The organism is Campylobacter sp. IFREMER_LSEM_CL1085 (assembly GCF_025772235.1).
Lineage (GTDB): Bacteria > Campylobacterota > Campylobacteria > Campylobacterales > Campylobacteraceae > Campylobacter_D > Campylobacter_D lari_D.
The window spans coordinates 54,904-74,700 of record NZ_JAKMRU010000001.1 but is presented as its reverse complement, the minus strand read 5'-3'; the positions used below and the strand labels follow the sequence as shown (position 1 = coordinate 74,700).

Sequence of the window (19,797 nt, the reverse complement as noted above, 5' to 3'; positions counted from 1 at the left end):
TTTATGCTTTAGTAATTTTTACGGCACATTTTTTGAAATCTGTTTGATTAGACAATGGGCAAGTTGCATCTAATGTAACTTTGTTTATATATACATTTTCATCAAACCAAGGCACATACACAAGCCCTTTAGATGGTTTATTTCTACCACGAAAATCTACTCTAGCTTTTACTTTACCACGGCGTGATTGTACCCATACGATATCACCTTGATTAATTTTCATTGCCCTAGCATCATCTTCATTCATATAACAAAGTGCTTCAGGTACTGCACGGAAAAGCTCAGGAACTCTCATAGTCATAGTTCCACTATGCCAATGCTCTAAAACCCTACCAGTACATAACCAAAATGGATACTCTTCACTCGGTCTTTCAGGAGCTTTCATAAATGGTCTAAAGAAAATTTTCACTTTGTTTTTCAAGCTATATTTTTCTTTAGTCTGCGGAGCCAGCAAATCTCCTTTTGGCAGTTCTTTAGCGAATTCACCATAAAATGCAAAATCTGAATTTGGAGCTGCTTTTTTAGCATAATAATCAAATTTAGTATTAAATCTCCATTGTGTTTCTTTACCGTTTACCACAGGCCATCTTAAACCTCTTACTTTATGATAAGTATCAAAATCCGCTAAATCATGCCCATGACCTAAACCGAATTTGCGGTATTCTTCCCATAGATATTTTTGCACAAAAAAGCCATAACCTTCAAATTCTTTACCATCACTACCTATAATTCTTCTTTCATCGCCATTAACATCACTATTATCAAATCCTTTTGCAATAGAATCGTTTGCTTTGAAAGATTTTGCTTCTTTGTTTGCAAATAATACATCATATAAAGTGTCATCTTCACTATAACCCATAGCTTTAGCTTCTTCTAAAACACTTGGCAGAGTAAGTTTATCATTTACCTTAGTTTCACCCCAAACTTCTTTTAATTTAAAGCGTTTTGCAAATTCCATAATTTGCCAAGTATCACTCATAGCCTCACCTACAGGCAGCACTTGCTGTTTCCAGTGTTGAGTTCTTCTTTCAGCATTACCATAAGCACCCCATTTTTCATAAATCATAGCACTTGGTAAAATTAAATCTGCCACCTTAGCACTAATTCCTGGGTAGCAATCACTCACAACGATAAAATTATCCATTTCTCTAGCTGCTGCTATCCAGTGATTTGCATTAGCAGTGTTTTGCCAAGGATTATTTACTTGCACCCAAGCAAATTTGATATTTCCATCCTCTAAATCTCTCATGATTTTTAAGTATGGAGCACCTGGTTTAGGATTGATTGTTTTTGCCGGAACTTTCCAAATTTTTTCGCTAATTTCTCTGTGTTTAGGATTTGCAACGACCATATCAGCAGGTAAACGATGCGAAAAAGTCCCTACTTCTCTTGCGGTTCCACAAGCACTTGGTTGCCCTGTCAATGAAAACGCACCGCTACCTGGCTTAGCTTGTTTACCAAGTAAGAAATGCACCATATAAGCTTGTTCATTCACCCAAGTACCTCTTGTGTGTTGATTAAAGCCCATAGTCCAAAAACTTACAACTTTTCTATTTTTTTCTATATATAAATTTGCTAATTCTTGAAGTTTTTTCTTAAATTCTTCAATGCTTTCATCTTCATTACCTTTAGCAACTTTAGCAACATAATCAAGCGTATAAGGCTCTAATGCTTTTTTGAAATCTTCAAATGAAATTTCCCAATGCGCATCAGGAGCACTTTGGTGTTTCATTTCAAATTTATCACCTGCTTTTACTCCTAAATAAGCCAAAGATACCGCTTCTTCTTCATCTACAATAATAGCATTTTGTTTTGCTACTGTATCTTTCTCACTTGCTTTAAATTTAGGATGGTTTGGATTATTTCTCATTCCATAACCAATATCAGCATAGCCTGTTGTGAAGATACAATGTTTTTCAATAAATTCTTTATCCATAGCTTCAGGATGATTATAAACAATCTCTCTAGCGATATAATTCCAAATAGCTAAATCAGTATTTGGCTTGAAGATGATTTCAGTATCTGCTATATGAGAAGTTCTATTAGAAAAAGTAGATAAATTTACAATTTTGACTTTATCTAAATTACTTAATTTTCTATCACTTACCCTTGACCATAAAATCGGATGCATTTCTGCCATATTTGCACCCCAAGTAATAATAGTATCAGTAAGCTCTATATCATCATAACAGCCAGAAGGCTCATCAACTCCAAAAGTTTGCATAAAACCAACAACCGCACTAGCCATACAATGGCGTGCATTTGGGTCTATATTGTTTGATCTAAAACCAGCTTTTACTAATTTTGCAGCAGCATATCCTTCTTGTATAGTATATTGACCGCTTGCAAAAATTCCAATTCCTTCAACACCTTTTTCTTTGTAAGCTTTTTTAAATTGTTTTTCCATTTCATCAAAGGCTCTTTGCCAAGAAACTTGTTGAAATTTTCCATTTTTATCAAACTCACCTTTTGCATTTACGCGAAGTAAAGGTGTTACTAAGCGATCTTCTCCATACATAATTTTTGCATTAAAATAACCTTTAATACAATTTAATCCACGATTTACAGGAGCTGCTGGATCTCCTTTTACAGCAACAATTTTACCATCTAAACTTGCAACTAAAATTCCACAGCCTGTACCACAAAATCTACAAACAGCCTTATCCCAACGCCATTTATTCTCAGTATTAGCAAGTACACTACTTGGAACACTAAGACCTGCAACACCACAAGCACTAGCAATAGCGGTGTTTTTAATGAAGTCTCTTCTGTTCATTATATCCCTCGTTATTGTTTATTCAATGTATTTTAATACATCTAAAAAATATTACTACATTAATGATAAAATTTAAATTATAAAAAAGAATATTTTATAAGTATTTATAAATAGGAGTTTTTTAGTATATTTTTAAATATTTTTACATATTATAAACGCTAGTTAATTCTAGCGTTTTAATTGATTTACAATTCCAAGCATATCATCACTTGTAGTGATTGCTTTTGAGCCTGCTTCGTAAGCTCTTTGTCCTGTAATAAGATCAGTCATTTCCTCTACAAGTTGAACATTACTAAGCTCCACAAAGCCGTGTTTGATGACAGAAAAACCGTTCTCGCCCGCTATACCTGCAATAGGCGCCCCACTTGCATCAGTTTCTACTAAAAGGTTATCCCCTAAAGCATGTAAACCTGCAGGATTGATAAAATTTACAAGTTCAATTTGTCCTATTTGAGTTTCAGCTGTATTTCCTGGCTGCATTACTGAAACTGTTCCATCACTTGCCACATTTATAGCAATAGCATCTTCAGGTATAGTCATTTCCGGTAAAAGTCTATAACCATCTGAATTTACTATGTTTCCTTCAGCATCTTTAGTAAATTGACCATTTCTAGTATAAGCTATAGTTCCATCAGGCATTTGAATTTGAAAAAAGCCATTATTACCAGCAATTGCCATATCAAGACCTGAAGTTGATGTTTGTTTTAAACTACCTTCACTAAAAATTTTACTTACAGCTGTTACTCTTGCTCCAAGCCCTACTTCAATGCCACTTGGATGTTTTGTGGTACTTGAGGTTGAAGTTCCTGCGTATTTCATCGTTTGATACATCAAATCTGCAAATTCTGCACGCGATTTTTTATAACCTACTGTATTAACATTTGAAATATTATTTGAAGTCACATCAATTTGTGTTTGTTGCGATACCATCCCTGATGCTGCTGTGTATAATGATCTTAACATTTTATCTATCCTTAGTTTATTTAGTACTTGCTAATTTATTAATAGCTTCTTGATTTAAATCATCCATATGAGATGTCATCACTTTTTGATACATCTCAACCATTCTATTTGCCTCAATTAACCCTACCATTTCTGTAACTGGATTAACATTTGATCCTTGAGTAAAACCTTGCTTAATGGCATTTGAATTTGGTAAATCTCTAATCTTGTTTAAATTGTCAATTTTATACATATTATCGCCATCTTTTTGTAAATCTCTTAAATCATCAACTTGTGCTACAAATAATCTTGCAATATTTTGATTAGCTGCACTAATGATTCCATTTTTATCCACATTAATAAAAGAAGTAGAATCTCCTATGCGTATGCCATCATTTTCGGGATTATTAAAATAATCACTGCTTAAAACTCTATATCCTTGACGGTTTACCAAATAACCCTCATCATCAAGTTGGAAATTTCCATCTTGACTTAATCTTATTTCACCATTATTTGTTTTAATCAAGTAAAAAGTATCTTCGCGAGTAAGAGCTAAATCCAAAGGATTATGCGTCATTTTCATAGAACCTACACTAAAATTTGTATAGACATGATTAACCTGCGGAACTCTATCTATAGTTGTATTAACAAATCTTGCAGCATCTCTTGTGTGATTTTGTATAGGTAACTCATCTTGAGTTTCTTTAAAAATCCTTTTAAAATCTGCAATAACAACATTATCTCTTTTATAGCCACTTGTATTTACATTTGCTAGATTGTTAGTTACAACATCTAAGCGATTAAATTGCGTAACCATAGCACCAGTGGCTTGATAATACCCATTTTGCATTATTTTTCCTAACTAAAATCTTAATTTTTCACTAACAAAGCAAAAGTCGTTCCAAAATATTTTTATTTGTTTTTAATTAATTTTTAGGCATAATATTTAGTTTTACACTCATTACTTAAATACAAGGGGTATCCATGGCTAATGAAACTAATGTTTTAGAAGAACTTTTCAAAGAAAATTCTAAAGATTATATCACATATGAAAAACTTGTCAAGTATTTTGCAAAGCTTCCAAACGCAACAAGTGCAAAAAAAATCCGTGATCTAATGGATAAATATAAAGTAGAATTAATCTCTTCAGCTGAAATTGCCAAAAAAAGAAATTTAGAAGAAGCAAAAAAGCTACAAGAGGAAAAACAAAAATTACAAGATACAAGTTTGGAAAATGAATTTGATTTAGCCAATGAAAATGATTTACTTGAGTGGAGCAGATCAGACTCTCCTGTAAGAATGTATTTAAGAGAAATGGGACAAATTGCTCTTTTAAATAAAGATGAAGAAATTGAAATTTCTAAAAAGATTGAGCTAGGCGAAGACATTATCATCGATGCTTTTTGTTCTGTGCCTTATTTGATTGATTTTATACTTGATTATAAAGAACCTTTAATTAATAGAGAAAGAAGAGTGAAAGAGCTTTTTAAAAGCTTTGAGGATGATGATAAAAGCGATGATGATAAAAGCGATGAAGAAATAGACTCTGAAGAAGAAAATGAAAATGAGGAAAATGAAAATTCTAATGAAAAAAAACCTAAAAAAACAAATAAAAAAGAAGATGAAAGAACTCTAAAAGTCATAGAAAGCTTTAAAGCATTAGAAAAAGCAAAAAAAGAATGGTTAAAAACTATATCTACTATTAATGCAGAAAAAAATGATGATGAACTATTAGATAAACTCATAATTGCTTTTAAGAAAAATATACTAAAAGAAAAACTAATGGATCTAGGTCCAACATCAAAACTTATTTCTGAAATAGTAAAATCTATGGAAACAGCATTAAAAAGTGATGAGGAATTTGATAAAGAATTAAAACGCTTAGAGTATCGCTTACCAATGTTTTCAGAAGAATTAAAACAAAGACACCAAGATATTTTAAAAGATATTACCAAACTTAGCAAAGAAGAAATAGCCGAGCGTGCTTTAGAAACTACCATGGTAAGCACTTATATGGAGATTAAAAAACTCATTCAAACTAAAGAAGCTAGTCAAAATTCTTTTGATTTAGAAAAAGATCAATTAAAAGAAATTCTAGAGCAAATCAAACGCGGTAAAAAAATATCTGATGAGGCTAAAACTAGAATGGCAAAATCAAATTTACGCTTAGTTGTAAGCATTGCTAAAAGATATACTAACCGCGGATTACCATTTTTAGATTTAATCCAAGAAGGCAACATAGGCTTAATGAAAGCGGTAGATAAATTTGAATACAAACGCGGTTATAAGTTTTCAACCTATGCAACTTGGTGGATTAGACAAGCTATTTCAAGAGCAATTGCTGATCAAGCAAGAACTATAAGAATTCCTATTCATATGATAGAAACTATCAATCAAATCAATAAAATCATTCGCGAGTATTTACAAAAAGAAGGTAAAGAACCGGATGTAAGTATTATTGCAAAAGAAGTAGGACTTAGTATAGATAAAGTAAAACAAGTTATTAAAATTACTAAAGAACCAATTTCCCTAGAAGCACCTATTAGCAACGAGGATGATGGTAAATTTGGAGATTTTGTAGAAGATAGAACCTCAATTTCACCTATGGATCACATCTTAAAAGATGATTTAAAAGAACAAATTGATGAAGTTTTAGATCAGCTTAATGATAGAGAAAAGGCTGTTATTAGAATGCGTTTTGGCTTAATGGATGATGAAAGTGATAGAACTTTAGAAGAAATCGGTAAAGAATTAAATGTCACAAGAGAAAGAGTAAGACAAATAGAAAGCTCAGCTATAAAAAAACTTAAACACCCAAAAGTTGGTAGAAAACTTAAAAACTACATAGAAGGTTGGAAATAATCCTTGCCAAAAAAGCAAGGATTAGCTATCCCTAAAAAGCTTCGTTGCTAAGTGCGTCGCCCTGCTGTGATCAGTATCTTTTTTCAAGGTATTAAAAATTCTACTAATATACTCTTCTAAAGTTTGTTGAGAATTGTTGATTTTTTCTGTCTCATTTAAAACAACCTTACGATATCTTCCCTCGCTATCTAACTCATAAGCCAAATCATTATCGCTTAATTGTAATTTTAAAATTTGAGCTAACTTTGCACGAGAATGCTCATCAAAAATAGGAGTCATTAATTCTAGTCTTCTTTCTAAATTCCTTGGCATCCAATCAGCACTTGAAATAAAATAATTTGGTGTTGTATGTTTAAAATATAAAATTCTAGCATGTTCTAAATATTTTCCCACTATACTTCTAACTCTTATATTTTCACTATATCCTTTTACTCCAGGTCTTAAACAACAAATTCCACGCACAATAAGATCTATTTTAACACCTTTATTTGAAGCTTCATATAAAGCTTTAATCACATCACCATCTACCAAAGCATTCATTTTGGCTATGATTACTCCATCTTTTCCATAGCTTGCTTCAGTAGCTATCATATCTAAAATTCTTTCTTTGATTTGCTTTGGACTCATTGATAAAGTCTTTAAACGACGACTTTTACTATATCCTGAAAGTATGTGAAAAAAAGTTGTAGTATCTTGAGAATATTCTTCTTTTGAAGTAAAATAACTCACATCAGTATAAATTTTAGCTGAACTTGCATTGTAATTACCCGTACTTAAATGATTATAAATTTTTAATTTATCCCCTTCTTTTCTAATCACTTGAGCTACTTTTGCATGCACTTTAAAACCAGTGATTCCATATACCACATGAGCCCCTGCATTTTCTAATGATTTTGCCCAATGCAAGTTATTTTCCTCATCAAAACGCGCTTTTAATTCTACCATTACAGTAACTTGTTTGCCATCGCTTGCTGCATCAATTAAAGCTTGAACTATGTTTGAATTTTTTTCTACTCTATAAAGAGTCATTCTTATAGAAACAACCTTAGGATCTTTACTTGCCTCTTTGATAAATTGATATACAGGCTCAAAACTCTCATAAGGCTGTATAGCCAAAATATCTTGTTTATCTATTGCACTAAATATAGATACATTATCCCCAAAAGGTGGTAAAATTTTTGGTGTATACATAGGATTTAGCAAATGTGTAAATTCTTTGTTGGAAATGATTTGCCATAATGAAGCTAAATTTAAAAGTATATTATACTCATAAATATCTTTATGAAAAATATTCATATGAGAACTTAAAAATTCAATCAACTGCTCATCTGCGCCTTTTTCTATTTGCAAGCGTATAAAAGCACCTTTTCTACGAAGTTTTAAACCCTGCTCTAAAATCAACATAAAATCATCAGCTTCTTCTTCTTCTATTTCCATATCTGCATTTCTAGTTACTCTAAAAGCAGCAGAAGATAAGAGCTTATAGCCAGGAAAAATATGCTCAGTATGATAGCGTACTATACTTTCTATAGGCACATAAATATTAGAACTTACTTGATAAAATCTTGGTAAAACCCTAGGTATGCGTATCATGCCAAATTTTAAAAGTTCAGGGTGCATAGGATCACAAAGTTTTACCGCTAAAGAAAATGAAAGGTTATTTAAATGCGGAAAAGGATGAGTTGCATCAACTGCAATTGGAACTATCACAGGAAAAATATTAGAAAAAAAATGCTCATTACATTGCTGTTTTAAATCCTCATCAAGTTCTTCGTATGAGCGAATAAATAAATTTTCTTTTTCTAAATCTTGGGTAATTTTAGTAAAATACTGCTCTACTACATATTTTTCTTCATGTAGATAATTTCTAATAGCTTTAAGTTGCGCAAGAGGAGTCATTTCATCATTGCTTGTTGTGCTTATTCCTGCCACAAAAAGTTGTTTTAATCCAGCCACTCTTATCATATAAAACTCATCTAAATTTGTACAGTATATAGCAATAAATTTAAGTTTTTCAAGCAAAGGAAGATCTTTAGAGCATTGATCTAAAACACGAGAATTAAACGCAAGCCAAGAAAGTTCTCTGTTAATATACATTGATGGTTGAATTTGCATGATATACCTACCTTTATTTCTAGATATTTATATTTTAGTATTTCTTTCATTAAAATTTATTTTATTTGTATAATAGTAAATATAATTATATAAAAAAATAACACTTTTTTTATCTTATTAAAAAAATAATAAATGATTAATAAATATATATTTACTTTTTTACCTTTATGGTGTTATATAATTATACACAAGTTCTTGTAACTTAAACTTCATTCAAAGGAGAGACTTTGAAAAAAGCAAACTCAAAACTTTTTGCTGTTTTCCTCTTCTTACTTGTAATTTTAGCAGGAGTTGGAATGTATACTTTCCATAATGCTAAGGGCACTTCTTATTTTAGCGATGCTAGTGAAAGCTGTAATAATTGCCATATTATGAACGAGGTTTATAATGATTATTTAAAAGCTTCGCACTCTAAAGAAGTTGATGGTAAACCAAGAGCAACCTGTAATGATTGCCATTTGCCACATAGCTTTTTTGAAAAATGGATTGCTAAAGCTCAAAGTGGCTTAGGACATGCTTATGCATTTACTTTCAAACTAGATTCTTTACCTACACATTTGAGTGCAAATGCAAAAAGTAAAGAAATAGTCCAAAATAACTGTATAGAATGTCACAAAGAAATTGCGAGTAACACTATCAACCCTACCCTAGATCCACATAAAGATAATGCTTTAAGTTGTGTATCTTGCCACCAAGGTGTTGGTCACAAGAGAGGATTTTAAATGAAAGGAGTATTTAATGAATAACAAAGGCATTTTATATAGTGCTATAAGTGCTACTATAGTAGCTATTGCAGGTGTATTATGGCTTAATCAGGACATTACAGCTAAAACAAATGATTCAGTAGGCGGGATCATTTCACAAGAAATTGTAAAACTTGGTGATGAAAATCCTACTTTTGATTACTGGGGAAAGAACTTTCCTGATTATTTAGACATGCACACAGCAGTAGAAAAACAAACACCTAATGCAACAGAATTTGGTGGAAATTTAGCTTATTCAAAGCTTATTCGCTATCCACAACTAACTGTTCTTTGGGCAGGTTATCCATTTAGCATTGATGCAAATGAAGAAAGAGGACACTTTTGGGTTCAAGTAGATCAAATGGATACAGCTAGAAATAATAAAGATTTCTTAAATGCACATGGTTTTACAGGATTTGGCGGTCAACCAACGGCTTGTATGAATTGTCATAGCGGATGGACTCCATGGCTTTTAAACAACACTGCAAAAGGTGATTGGGTAGCATTTAACTCTGCAAAATATTGGACTATGGTTAAAACTATCCCAGCTGTAAATGGAGCTAAAGAAAACTCACCTGAACACAGCGGACCTCATGGTGGAAAAAGAATGGGTGTAACATGCGCAGATTGCCACAACCCAACAGATATGAGTTTAAGACTTACAAGACCAGCTTTAATTAAAGCATTAATTTCAAGAGGTTATGAAGCAGACGAAAAACAAGGCATTAAAGCTTCAAGAAGCGAAATGAGAACTTTAGTATGCTCTCAATGTCATGTTGAATACTACTTCAAACCAACAGGCACTAAAGTGAAAACTATAGGCGAAAGTATTGCTAATGATAGTTCTAAAAAATGGTGGAATGGCACTCAAAAAACTTATGATGAGTTTGATTCTTGGAGAGATGGTAACAAGCCAGTTGAAATCGAAGTTGATGGTATAGAGCTAGCATTTCCATGGAGTGAGTGGAAAAAAGGCGAGCCATTTAGAATAGAAATGATTGATGATTATTATGAAAAAAATAGAGAAAATTTTCCAAGTGATTGGGTTCATAAAATCACAAAAGCGCCAATGATTAAAATTCAACACCCAGAAAGCGAACTTTATAGTGGTGGAGTACATGCTGCAAATGGTGTAAGTTGTGCAGATTGTCATATGCCTTATATTAGAAAAGGTGCAAAAAAAGTTACTAACCACAACATCACATCACCTTTAGTTGATATTAACTCAGCTTGTAAAACTTGCCATACTCAAAGCGAAGGCTATTTAGCTAAACAAGTAAAAGATATTCAAAATTCAGTAGCTCATGATTTAAGAACAGCTGAATATTCTTTAGTAAGCTTGATTAAAGATATAGAAACTATTCGTGCAGAACTTGGAAAAATGCCTAAATTTCAAACTGATGGCAAAGCAGATGATGCTAAAATTTCAGCTGAATTAAAAGAAGTATTAGAACTACATAGAAAATCTCAAATTAGAGCGGACTTTGTAGGTGCTGAAAACTCAACAGGTTTCCACAATCCTAGAGAAGCTTCAAGAATGCTTTTGCAATCAGTTGATATGTCAAGACAAGGACAAACTAAGCTAGCAGAAATTGCAGCCAAAAATGGCATTAAAGATTTCAAAACTTCAAATTTAGGTTTTGAAGATATTCAAAAATTAAATCCAGGTGAAATTCACTATAAAGTAGATCTAAATGGCAATAAAGCAGGTGATCGCTACTATAAACACCAAGAAGTAAATGGTAATCCACCAGCAAAACTTCTTGAAGATGATAAAAATCTAAAACCTTATAATTACAAATTAATAGATTAATCAAAATAAACCCTCGCAATCGAGGGTTTATTCTTTTATCAAACTTACATCCTCACCTTTTAAAATTTTATTCATAGTGTTCATAGCACACATTTTTCCACACATTGAACAAGAATTAAGCTCTTCAGGTTTTCTTTCATTAAACATTTTCTTAGCTTTTTCTCCATCAATTGCCAATTTAAACATTTTTTCCCAATCAATATCTTGTCTTGCTTTACTCATTTCATCATCTATTTTTCTTTCTTTGGGAAGCTTGGCTATATCTCCTGCATGAGCTGCTATTTTAGTTGCTACTATACCATCTCTTACATCTTCTAAATTTGGAAGTCTTAAATGTTCAGCAGGAGTTACATAACAAAGTATATCAGCGCCAGCTGCTGCTGCAACTGCTCCACCAATTGCTCCACTTATATGATCATATCCTGCACCTATATCAGTAACTAATGGTCCTAAAACATAAAATGGAGCTCCATTGCAAATTCTTTTTTCAAGTTGCATATTAGCTTCTATTTCGTTAATAGCCATATGACCGGGTCCTTCTATCATCACTTGCACATCTTGAGCCCATGCTCTTTTGGTTAGCAATGAAAGTTCGATAAGTTCAGCAATTTGAGCTCCATCACTTGCATCATGAGTACAACCAGGTCTTAGTGCATCACCCAAAGAAAGTGTCACATCAAATTCCTTACATATAGCAAGCAAATCATCATAATATTCATAGAATGGATTTTCAGCATCATTCATTTGCATCCAAGCATAAAGAACTGAACCTCCTCTTGAAACTATATTAGTAATCCTATCACACTCTTTAAAAACCCTAGCAGCACGAGAATTTATCCCTGCGTGAATTGTCATAAAATCCACTCCACTTTTAGCATGATGATATACTACATCTAAAAAATCTTTTGCTTTAATATCTTTTAAATCTTTTTCTAAAAAACCTACCGCATCATAAACAGGCACAGTACCTATCATAGCTTTTGAAGTAGCAATTAGCTCATCTCTAAAACGACTAGTTTTACCATAATTACTAAGATCCATAATAGCTTCTATATTAAATTTGTGAGCCAATTCTACCTTTTTCATCTCTTCACTATAATCTACACAATCATTTGAAACACCTAAATTCACATTTACCTTTGTTTTAAGTCCATAACCAATACCATTTGGATCTAATGCTTTATGGTTGATATTTACAGGAATGATGATTTTTCCACATGCTATATTTTCAAGCAAAAAATCTTCACTTACTTGTTCTTTTTGTGCAACAATTTGCATTTGCTTTGTGAAAATTCCTTCTTTTGCATAAGACATTTGAGTTTTCATTTGAATTTATCCTTGAAATAAATTTGGATAAATGAAGGGTATGTGAGTAGTTGATAAATTATCCCAACGCTAGCATTACCTAGTTCTGGTGCGGTCTAAGCTTTTAGCTTACTCTCAGCCTGTATCACAAGCTCCCGTCATTTATGCAAAAGAAGTATAGCAATAAATACAAAACAAAGTTTATTTTTTTGTTTGATTTTTAGCTTGCTTGCTAAAATGTAACAATTCTTCAGTAGTTTTAATGTAAAAAGGAATTTTTTTAAGACAGTATTTCAAAATTTCACTTGCGGCCAAAGCATCACTTAAAGCTCTATGATGCTTACTTTCAATACACAAAAACTCTTTTAGAGCATCAAGGCCGTATTTGGGACTTTCAATGCATTTTTTAGCTAAATCAATAGTACATAATCTTCTATTTAAAAGCACTCCAAAATCATTTTCATACATAGCTTTAGATATAAAATGATAATCAAAACGCACATTGTGTGCTACAAAAATGCTATCTTTTAAAAATAACTTAAAATCATTTAACACAGCTTTCAAAGAAGGAGCATTTTCTACCATATCTAAACTAATCCCAGTTAATTCTGTAATATTTTCAGGTATGCTATCTACTTTTACAAAACTCTCAAATCTATCAATTTCTTTATAATTTTGAATTTTTACAGCACCTATTTCTAAAATTTGACCACTTTTTATCCCGCCAGTACTTTCAATATCTACAACACAAAATATCTCATCTTTTATTTTTGTATTTTTACTTTTTAAACACAAACAATTTTGTGCATTAAGCTCTACCCCTAGTCCTAAAAGCTCAAAAATATATAAATCAAAATCATAGTGGTTTAATTCTTCTATTTTTGCAAGTTCTCTTAAAACCCAAGGAAAAGGTTTATTTTCTTTGCTTAGTTTGATGATTAAATCATCGATTTGTTGTTGGCTCAAAATTCAAGCTTTAAAGAATTAATTGCTGTTTTTTTATCTTGCGAAGAAAAAATATAACTACCCGCGACCAAAATATCAGCTCCTGCTTCATCCAAATCAGGTGCATTTAAGCCATTTACCCCACCATCAACCTCTATAAAAACTTTAAGATTTTTCCTATCTATCATTTCTCTCAACTGGCGAATTTTATTATACACCAAAGGTAAAAAACTTTGCCCGCCAAAGCCTGGATTAACACTCATTAAAAGCACCATATCTACAAATTCTAAAATATGTTCTATGCTTGAAACTGGAGTATGTGGATTTAATACAATAGCAGGATGAATGCCGTTTTTTCTTATATACTCACACACCCTAATAGGATGGTTTTCAGCTTCTAAATGAAAACTAATAAATTTTGGTTTTATAGGTATAAATAAATCTACAAAACTACTAACATTATGCACCATTAAATGCACATCTAAAGGTACTGAAGTAATTTTTAAAATATTTTCAATCACACAAGGACCAAAAGTAAGATTTGGCACAAAATGTCCATCCATCACATCAATGTGCAACAAATCAGCTCCCGCTTGAGATACTTCTTTAATCTCATTTTCTAAGTTTAAAAAATTTGCAGACAATAAACTTGGCGCTACATACATTATATATCTCCAATAAAATAAAAAATAATTTTATCATACTTATTATCAAATTTTCTTTATGTATTTTTAATAATATTTGATTTTTTTAAGCTTGCTTTAGATATAATGCTAAAAATTATTTTTATTTCATAAGGAAAAATTTATGTCAAGAATTTGCCAAATTACAGGAAAAGGACCTATGGTAGGTAACAATGTTAGCCATGCTAACAACAAAACTAAAAGACGCTTTTTGCCAAATTTAAGAACAGTTCGTATTACTTTAGAAGATGGAACTACTAGAAAAGTTAGAGTTGCTGCTTCAACTTTAAGAACACTTAAAAAACAGAGTAGCAAATAATCCTTAATATAAACGAGGAATTATTATGTCTTTTTTGAAAAAGCTACAAAAATTCCTCAATTGGTCCCCCTCTCCAAAACCTTCAATCAACCTCAATGACGAGCTTTACGAGCAACTTAGATTTTTAAGAATCCCTCTTATTGCTGTCGTAATAATGACACTAATTGGAGCTTTTGGTTATATGCTTACAAGTAATTATAATCTCAATGATGCTATTTACCAAGCTGGTATGACATTTACCACTTTAGGCTACACTGAAGTCAATCCCATACCAACAGCGGGTAGAATTTTTACCGTTATATATGTATTATTAACTTTTACAATATTTACTTTTTGCATGGGTTTAGTGATAGAAATAGTAAAAAAAGGAATCTTGTCTAAAATAATCAAGGAGAGAAGAATGCTTCATAAAGTTGCAAGATTAAAAAATCATTTTGTAATATGCTATCACAATGATTTTACCATAGAACTAGCACAACAATTCAAAGAAAATCACATTCCTTTTGTTGTTGTTGATGAAATAGAAAATTTTAGCGAGATAGCTGAAAAATATAATTATCCTTATTATATAGAAAGTGCTCCACATACAAATATAGCCTTTTTAAAGACCAATCTTTCTAGCGCAAAAGGTGTAATTACTCTTAGCAATAACATAGCAGATAATATAGCCATCATTGCTTCAGTGAGATTGTTTGAAAAAGAATTACAAAGAATCAATCCTTATTTTATACTAGCTAGCTCAAGCAATGAAGACGAAACTGAAAAACTCAAAAAACTTGGAGCAAATTCCATAGTTTCTGCTACAAAATTGGTCGCACAAAGACTTAGTGCTATGTCAGCAAGACCTGATATGGAAAATTTATTAGAAAATTATCTTTACAAAAAAAATAGCCCTATTGATTTAGAAGAGGTTAAAATTCCTGACGGGTCATGGGTGAGATTTAAAAGACTAAAAGAAATCCATTTAAGAGATATGGCAAATGTTAGCATAGTAGGAATTTTGGAAAATAAAAAATTTACTCCTATGCCAAGAGGAGACACTTTAATAGGCACTGGTGCAAAATTGTTAATCGTTGGTACAGCAGATAGTATAAAAATAGCTAAAAAGATTATTAAAAATAAACAAAAACCTGACGAGTTAAAATACATTTAACTTATTTAAGCTATAATCAATAACAATAAAATTTCAAAAAAGGAGGCTTACATGCTACATGAATTTAGGGATTTAATCACCGAGTTAAAAGGCAAGGATATGCATTTTGATAAGTTGTTTGAAGAGCACAACAAACTTGATCACAAAATCAAAGATGCAGAAGAAGGTAGAATTTATCTAGATAGCTTAGAAATAGCAAATCTAAAGAAAGAAAAGTTAAAATTAAAGGATGAATTAAATACTTATTTATCAAATTATAAAAAATAATTTCTACCAATTTTTTTAACTTTTAAGGATTAAATATGTTTGGAAAAAAAAGTCAATTATCACAAGACTTTGAAAATTTACAAAATAAAATCAAAGAACTAGAAGAAGAAAACAAAAGACTTCTTTCAGAAAAACAAGAATTAATTAAAAATTATGAAAAACAACTTCAAGGAAATTGCGGAAAAACTGAACTTGAAACAAATCTTTTGGAAATGCTATTAAATGGTGTTTTAAAAGGTATTGCAAATGTTCAAAGTGATATGCAGGAAAATGTTAATAAAGCGGAAATGATTTCTCAATATTCTGATTCCTCTTTAAAAGATATGCAAGAGTTAAATTCAATAACTCACTCTATCATATCTTCACTTCAAAGCATTATAGAATCAGCTAATCGCTCAAGAGATACAGCGGGAAATTTACACCGCAGCGTTGATGAGATCACTAATGTTATTAACTTAATCAAAGATGTATCCGATCAAACCAATCTTTTAGCACTAAATGCCGCAATCGAAGCTGCTAGAGCAGGAGAACACGGCAGAGGCTTTGCTGTTGTTGCTGATGAAGTAAGAAAACTTGCTGAAAAAACACAAAAAGCAACTTCTGAAGTAGAATTAAATATTAACCTATTAAAACAAAATGCTGATGAGATGTATGGACAAAGTGAACAAGTAGAAAAAGTATCATTAGAATCTAATGAGCATATAGTAAAATTCTCTAGTAATTTTGCTCAATTAATTTCTAATGCAAATTCAACTAGTTCTCACGCTAAAAGCATTACCTCTGAAATATTCATATCACTAGCAAAACTAGATCATATTGCATTTAAATTAAATGGATATAATGAAATTATTCATGCTTCAGGAAAAACTTTATCTGATCATTTAAGTTGCAGACTTGCAAAATGGATTGCTGGTATTGGCAAGGAAAGATTTTCTGGCGGAAGAACTTTTGGTAAGTTAAATTTACCACATCAAAAAGTACATGAAAATATGAACCAAGCCGTTGCTTTAGCACATAATGAAGATACAAGTGATAAACTAGTACAAAATCAAATTTTAGATAAATGCTCTAATGCTGAAAAGGCTTCTGAAGATTTATTTGGAATCTTTAAAGAAATGCTTGATGAAAAAGATCTAAATATTGAAAATAAAGAGGAAAAATAAAAAGAGGTAAGATTAATTCTTACCCTTAAACCATAAATACGCATACTCAAGTAAAGGAGTTTTTATAGGATTTTCTTTAGAAAACTTTTCAAAATCTTTTCTTTTTATCCATACTACTTGGATATCTTCCCCCTCAATTCCACCACCATTACCAATTTTATCATCTTCATTAATTTCAGCATAGAATAAAAACTGTCTACTAACACCTGAACCAAAACCTGTATAAAATTCCCCTATTTTTTCTACAACCTTAGGAGCATAACCTAGTTCTTCAATACATTCTTCTTTAGCTATTTCTTCCAAACTCAAATCTTTATCAACAAGCCCTGAACAAAGTTCTATACTAAACCCCATCTCGTTTAAATTTAAGTTATTGCGTTTTTGATAATCCCATAAAGGAATTCTAAATTGCTTTACAAAAACAAAAGAATCTTTTTGAGTATGATATAAAAAAACAGAAACACTATCTAATGCTTCTATAAAATCCCAAGTGTATTTTTTGTTATCTTTACCTATATAAGTATATCTTTTAGGTTTAATATATTTTGAGTTAGAAAATTGCTCTTCTTGTAAATTTTTCATGTAAAATCCTTATAATTTTACATCTATTATAACAAAATAAAACGAGTATGAAAAAAAATGAAAGAATTTAAAAGAGTTGCTACAAAAAGCAACTCTATAAAGAAAGCTAAAAAATATAAAGGCGGTTATTACATCATACCACCCATGCCTCCCATACCACCCATGCCACTCATATCAGGCATAGCAGGTTTGTCTTCTTTAATTTCGCTAATTGTAGCTTCAGTTGTTAAAAGCATGCTAGCTACTGATACCGCATTAAGCAAGGCTACTCTTTCTACTTTAACAGGATCGATAATACCGCTTTCAAGCATATTTACATATTCACCTTTTGCAGCATCAAAACCAGTATTTTCTTCTTTACTATTTTCTACTGTATTTACAACTACACCAGCATCAAATCCAGCATTTTCAGCAATTTGTCTTAAAGGTGCTCTCAATGCTCTTTCTACAATAGCTGCACCAATAGCCTCATCGCCTTGCAAACTCAAGCTGATTTTTGATTTTGCTTTGATTAATGCAGCACCACCACCTATTACTATACCTTCTTCAACTGCAGCTTTTGTAGCACTTAATGCATCATCAACTCTATCTTTTTTCTCTTTCATTTCAGTTTCAGTAGCCGCACCAACTTTAATCACCGCTACACCACCGCTTAATTTAGCTAATCTTTCTTGTAATTTTTCTCTATCATAATCTGAACTTGTTTCAGCAATTTGAGCTTTGATTTGGTTAATTCTTGCATCAATATTTGCTTTTTCACCTGCGCCATTTACAATAGTTGTATTGTCTTTATCAATAATCACGCTTGATGCTTGACCTAAATCTTGAATACTAGCACTTTCTAAAGTTCTTCCAAGCTCTTCAGAGATCACTTCACCACCTGTTAAAATAGCAATATCTTCAAGCATAGCTTTTCTTCTATCGCCAAAGCCAGGAGCTTTAACTGCTGAAATATTTAAAACACCTCTTAATTTATTTACAACTAAAGTTGCCAAAGCTTCGCCTTCAATGTCTTCAGCTATAATTAAAAGTGGTTTTCCTGTTTTTTGAATTTGTTCTAAAATTGGTAATAAATCTTTTAAGTTGGCAATTTTTTTATCAAATAACAAAATAAAAGGATTTTGCAATTCAGCTGTCATTTTTTCAGTATTTGTAATGAAATATGGGCTTAAATAACCTCTATCAAATTGCATACCTTCAACTACATTTAATTCATCATTGATTGATTTTGCTTCTTCAACAGTGATAACACCATCTTTTCCAACTTTTTCCATAGCATCAGCGATTAAATTTCCGATTTTCTCATCTGAATTCGCAGAAATTGTCGCAACTTGAGCTATTTCTTTTTTATCTTTAACTTCACGAGAAAGTTTTTTAAGTTCAGCTACTATAGCTTCGCAAGCTTTATCCATACCTCTTTTAACTTCGATAGGATTAGCACCCGCTGTAATATTTCTCAAACCTTCTTTAAAAATAGCATGCGCTAAAACTGTTGCTGTTGTTGTTCCATCGCCTGCTTGATCAGCTGTTTTACTAGCTACTTCTCTAACTAAAGAAGCACCCATATTTTCTAAAGAATCTTTTAATTCCACTTCTTTAGCTACACTCACACCATCTTTTGTGATAGTTGGAGCACCAAAACTTTTTTGGATTAATACATTACGACCGCGTGGCCCCATAGTGACTTTTACAGCATCATTAAGTTTTTTAACACCTTCATAAAGTTTATTTCTTGCTTCATCTGAAAAAAATATTTCTTTTGCCATTTTTTATCCTTTTTTATTTAATAATCCCTAAAACATCTTCAACATTAAGAACTAAATACTCTTCATTATCAAGTTTAATTTCAGTTCCACCGTATTTTGCAAACATTACTTTATCATTTACCTTAATATCTTCTATTTCTTTGCTTACTGCAACAACTTCACCATTTAATGGTTTTTCTTTAGCATTATCTGGTATAATAATCCCAGAAGCAGTAGTTTTCATTTCTTCTAAGCGTTTTACTAAAATACGCTTTCCTAGAGGTTGAAAATTCATTTTTTATCCTTTCTAAAATGTGCCATTTTTAGCACTCTTTGTTTTTGAGTGATAGAATTATACATTAAAGAAAGTTAATTGTCAATAAA

At 31.5% G+C, this 19,797-nt stretch carries 17 protein-coding genes, 1 pseudogene and 1 riboswitch; of the genes and pseudogenes, 8 read left to right on the top strand and 10 right to left on the bottom strand.

Annotated elements, in window-relative coordinates:
• Position 1: 1 nt before the first annotated feature.
• From napA to L8W56_RS00355, 3 genes are all read right to left on the bottom strand, one after another.
• The gene (gene napA, locus L8W56_RS00365; RefSeq protein WP_263659050.1) at positions 2-2,776 is read right to left on the bottom strand and encodes a periplasmic nitrate reductase subunit alpha; all 2,775 of its coding nucleotides are present in this window, start codon (positions 2,774-2,776) and stop codon (positions 2-4) included.
• Between the two features lie 168 nt (positions 2,777-2,944).
• Positions 2,945-3,739 carry a flagellar basal-body rod protein FlgG gene (gene flgG / locus L8W56_RS00360; RefSeq protein ID WP_133318729.1) on the bottom strand — a complete coding sequence of 265 codons (795 nt, stop codon included), beginning with the start codon at positions 3,737-3,739 and terminating at the stop codon, positions 2,945-2,947.
• A gap of 16 nt (positions 3,740-3,755) precedes the next feature.
• Positions 3,756-4,568, bottom strand: a complete 813-nt coding sequence (locus tag L8W56_RS00355) for a flagellar hook-basal body protein (protein ID WP_133318728.1) — start codon at positions 4,566-4,568, stop codon at positions 3,756-3,758.
• Between the two features lie 134 nt (positions 4,569-4,702).
• On the opposite strand from L8W56_RS00355, the gene rpoD reads away from it, so the two are divergent.
• Positions 4,703-6,580, top strand: coding sequence for an RNA polymerase sigma factor RpoD (gene rpoD, locus L8W56_RS00350; RefSeq protein WP_133318727.1), 1,878 nt, complete (start codon positions 4,703-4,705; stop codon positions 6,578-6,580).
• A 21-nt stretch (positions 6,581-6,601) separates the two neighbouring features.
• Here the strand turns inward: rpoD and L8W56_RS00345 are convergent, their stop codons facing one another.
• Positions 6,602-8,695 (bottom strand): RNA degradosome polyphosphate kinase, encoded by a 2,094-nt coding sequence (locus tag L8W56_RS00345; RefSeq protein ID WP_220566850.1) that lies wholly within the window; start codon positions 8,693-8,695, stop codon positions 6,602-6,604.
• A gap of 227 nt (positions 8,696-8,922) precedes the next feature.
• On the opposite strand from L8W56_RS00345, the gene nrfH reads away from it, so the two are divergent.
• Both nrfH and L8W56_RS00335 read left to right on the top strand, forming a co-directional pair.
• Positions 8,923-9,417, top strand: a complete 495-nt coding sequence (gene nrfH, locus L8W56_RS00340) for a cytochrome c nitrite reductase small subunit (RefSeq protein ID WP_039618639.1) — start codon at positions 8,923-8,925, stop codon at positions 9,415-9,417.
• Positions 9,418-9,433: 16 nt separating this feature from the next.
• Positions 9,434-11,251 (top strand): ammonia-forming cytochrome c nitrite reductase subunit c552, encoded by a 1,818-nt coding sequence (locus tag L8W56_RS00335; protein ID WP_263659049.1) that lies wholly within the window; start codon positions 9,434-9,436, stop codon positions 11,249-11,251.
• Between the two features lie 27 nt (positions 11,252-11,278).
• On the opposite strand, the gene thiC is transcribed toward L8W56_RS00335, so the two are convergent.
• From thiC to rpe, 3 genes are all read right to left on the bottom strand, one after another.
• Positions 11,279-12,577: a phosphomethylpyrimidine synthase ThiC gene (thiC, locus tag L8W56_RS00330; RefSeq protein ID WP_263659048.1), complete on the bottom strand. Its 1,299-nt coding sequence runs from the start codon at positions 12,575-12,577 to the stop codon at positions 11,279-11,281.
• Positions 12,578-12,620: 43 nt separating this feature from the next.
• Positions 12,621-12,725: riboswitch (TPP riboswitch) on the bottom strand.
• 32 nt (positions 12,726-12,757) lie between these two features.
• Entirely contained in the window at positions 12,758-13,522 is a 765-nt protein-coding gene (locus L8W56_RS00325) for a 3'-5' exonuclease (RefSeq protein ID WP_263659047.1), read from the bottom strand.
• Positions 13,519-14,166, bottom strand: a complete 648-nt coding sequence (gene rpe / locus L8W56_RS00320) for a ribulose-phosphate 3-epimerase (protein WP_263659046.1) — start codon at positions 14,164-14,166, stop codon at positions 13,519-13,521. The genes L8W56_RS00325 and rpe overlap by 4 nt, the downstream gene beginning before the upstream one ends.
• A gap of 142 nt (positions 14,167-14,308) precedes the next feature.
• Here rpe and rpmB point away from each other — a divergent pair, with 142 nt between their 5' ends.
• The 5 genes and pseudogenes from rpmB to L8W56_RS08805 all read left to right on the top strand — a co-directional run bounded on the left by rpmB (position 14,309) and on the right by L8W56_RS08805 (position 17,086).
• A complete protein-coding gene (gene rpmB, locus L8W56_RS00315; protein ID WP_012661734.1) occupies positions 14,309-14,503 on the top strand; it encodes a 50S ribosomal protein L28 in 195 nt (64 codons plus the stop codon).
• 25 nt (positions 14,504-14,528) lie between these two features.
• A complete protein-coding gene (locus tag L8W56_RS00310) occupies positions 14,529-15,656 on the top strand; it encodes a potassium channel family protein (protein WP_263659045.1) in 1,128 nt (375 codons plus the stop codon).
• Positions 15,657-15,707: 51 nt separating this feature from the next.
• Positions 15,708-15,923 (top strand): YdcH family protein, encoded by a 216-nt coding sequence (locus L8W56_RS00305; RefSeq protein ID WP_263659044.1) that lies wholly within the window; start codon positions 15,708-15,710, stop codon positions 15,921-15,923.
• Between the two features lie 431 nt (positions 15,924-16,354).
• Positions 16,355-16,639 (top strand): annotated as a pseudogene (locus tag L8W56_RS08810) (methyl-accepting chemotaxis protein); the annotation flags it as partial.
• Complete coding sequence (locus tag L8W56_RS08805; RefSeq protein WP_412175096.1) at positions 16,625-17,086, top strand: CZB domain-containing protein; 462 nt, start codon at positions 16,625-16,627, stop codon at positions 17,084-17,086. The pseudogene L8W56_RS08810 and the gene L8W56_RS08805, both read left to right, overlap by 15 nt.
• Before the next feature lie 12 nt (positions 17,087-17,098).
• On the opposite strand, the gene L8W56_RS00295 is transcribed toward L8W56_RS08805, so the two are convergent.
• The 3 genes from L8W56_RS00295 to groES all read right to left on the bottom strand — a co-directional run bounded on the left by L8W56_RS00295 (position 17,099) and on the right by groES (position 19,708).
• On the bottom strand, positions 17,099-17,668 hold the full coding sequence (locus L8W56_RS00295) for an NUDIX domain-containing protein (RefSeq protein ID WP_263659043.1): 570 nt from the start codon (positions 17,666-17,668) through the stop codon (positions 17,099-17,101).
• 128 nt (positions 17,669-17,796) lie between these two features.
• Entirely contained in the window at positions 17,797-19,434 is a 1,638-nt protein-coding gene (groL, locus tag L8W56_RS00290) for a chaperonin GroEL (protein ID WP_263659042.1), read from the bottom strand.
• A gap of 13 nt (positions 19,435-19,447) precedes the next feature.
• A complete protein-coding gene (gene groES, locus L8W56_RS00285; protein ID WP_039626536.1) occupies positions 19,448-19,708 on the bottom strand; it encodes a co-chaperone GroES in 261 nt (86 codons plus the stop codon).
• Positions 19,709-19,797: the final 89 nt, after the last annotated feature.

Bases quoted from the DNA above. Each gene is read 5' to 3' on its own strand.
- napA (WP_263659050.1), bottom strand. From the start codon at position 2,776: ATGAACAGAAGAGACTTCATTAAAAACACCGCTATTGCTAGTGCTTGT.
- flgG (WP_133318729.1), bottom strand. From the start codon at position 3,739: ATGTTAAGATCATTATACACAGCAGCATCAGGGATGGTATCGCAACAA.
- L8W56_RS00355 (WP_133318728.1), bottom strand. From the start codon at position 4,568: ATGCAAAATGGGTATTATCAAGCCACTGGTGCTATGGTTACGCAATTT.
- rpoD (WP_133318727.1), top strand. From the start codon at position 4,703: ATGGCTAATGAAACTAATGTTTTAGAAGAACTTTTCAAAGAAAATTCT.
- L8W56_RS00345 (WP_220566850.1), bottom strand. From the start codon at position 8,695: ATGCAAATTCAACCATCAATGTATATTAACAGAGAACTTTCTTGGCTT.
- L8W56_RS00335 (WP_263659049.1), top strand. From the start codon at position 9,434: ATGAATAACAAAGGCATTTTATATAGTGCTATAAGTGCTACTATAGTA.
- thiC (WP_263659048.1), bottom strand. From the start codon at position 12,577: ATGAAAACTCAAATGTCTTATGCAAAAGAAGGAATTTTCACAAAGCAA.
- rpe (WP_263659046.1), bottom strand. From the start codon at position 14,166: ATGTATGTAGCGCCAAGTTTATTGTCTGCAAATTTTTTAAACTTAGAA.
- rpmB (WP_012661734.1), top strand. From the start codon at position 14,309: ATGTCAAGAATTTGCCAAATTACAGGAAAAGGACCTATGGTAGGTAAC.
- L8W56_RS00310 (WP_263659045.1), top strand. From the start codon at position 14,529: ATGTCTTTTTTGAAAAAGCTACAAAAATTCCTCAATTGGTCCCCCTCT.
- L8W56_RS00305 (WP_263659044.1), top strand. From the start codon at position 15,708: ATGCTACATGAATTTAGGGATTTAATCACCGAGTTAAAAGGCAAGGAT.
- L8W56_RS00295 (WP_263659043.1), bottom strand. From the start codon at position 17,668: ATGAAAAATTTACAAGAAGAGCAATTTTCTAACTCAAAATATATTAAA.
- groL (WP_263659042.1), bottom strand. From the start codon at position 19,434: ATGGCAAAAGAAATATTTTTTTCAGATGAAGCAAGAAATAAACTTTAT.
- groES (WP_039626536.1), bottom strand. From the start codon at position 19,708: ATGAATTTTCAACCTCTAGGAAAGCGTATTTTAGTAAAACGCTTAGAA.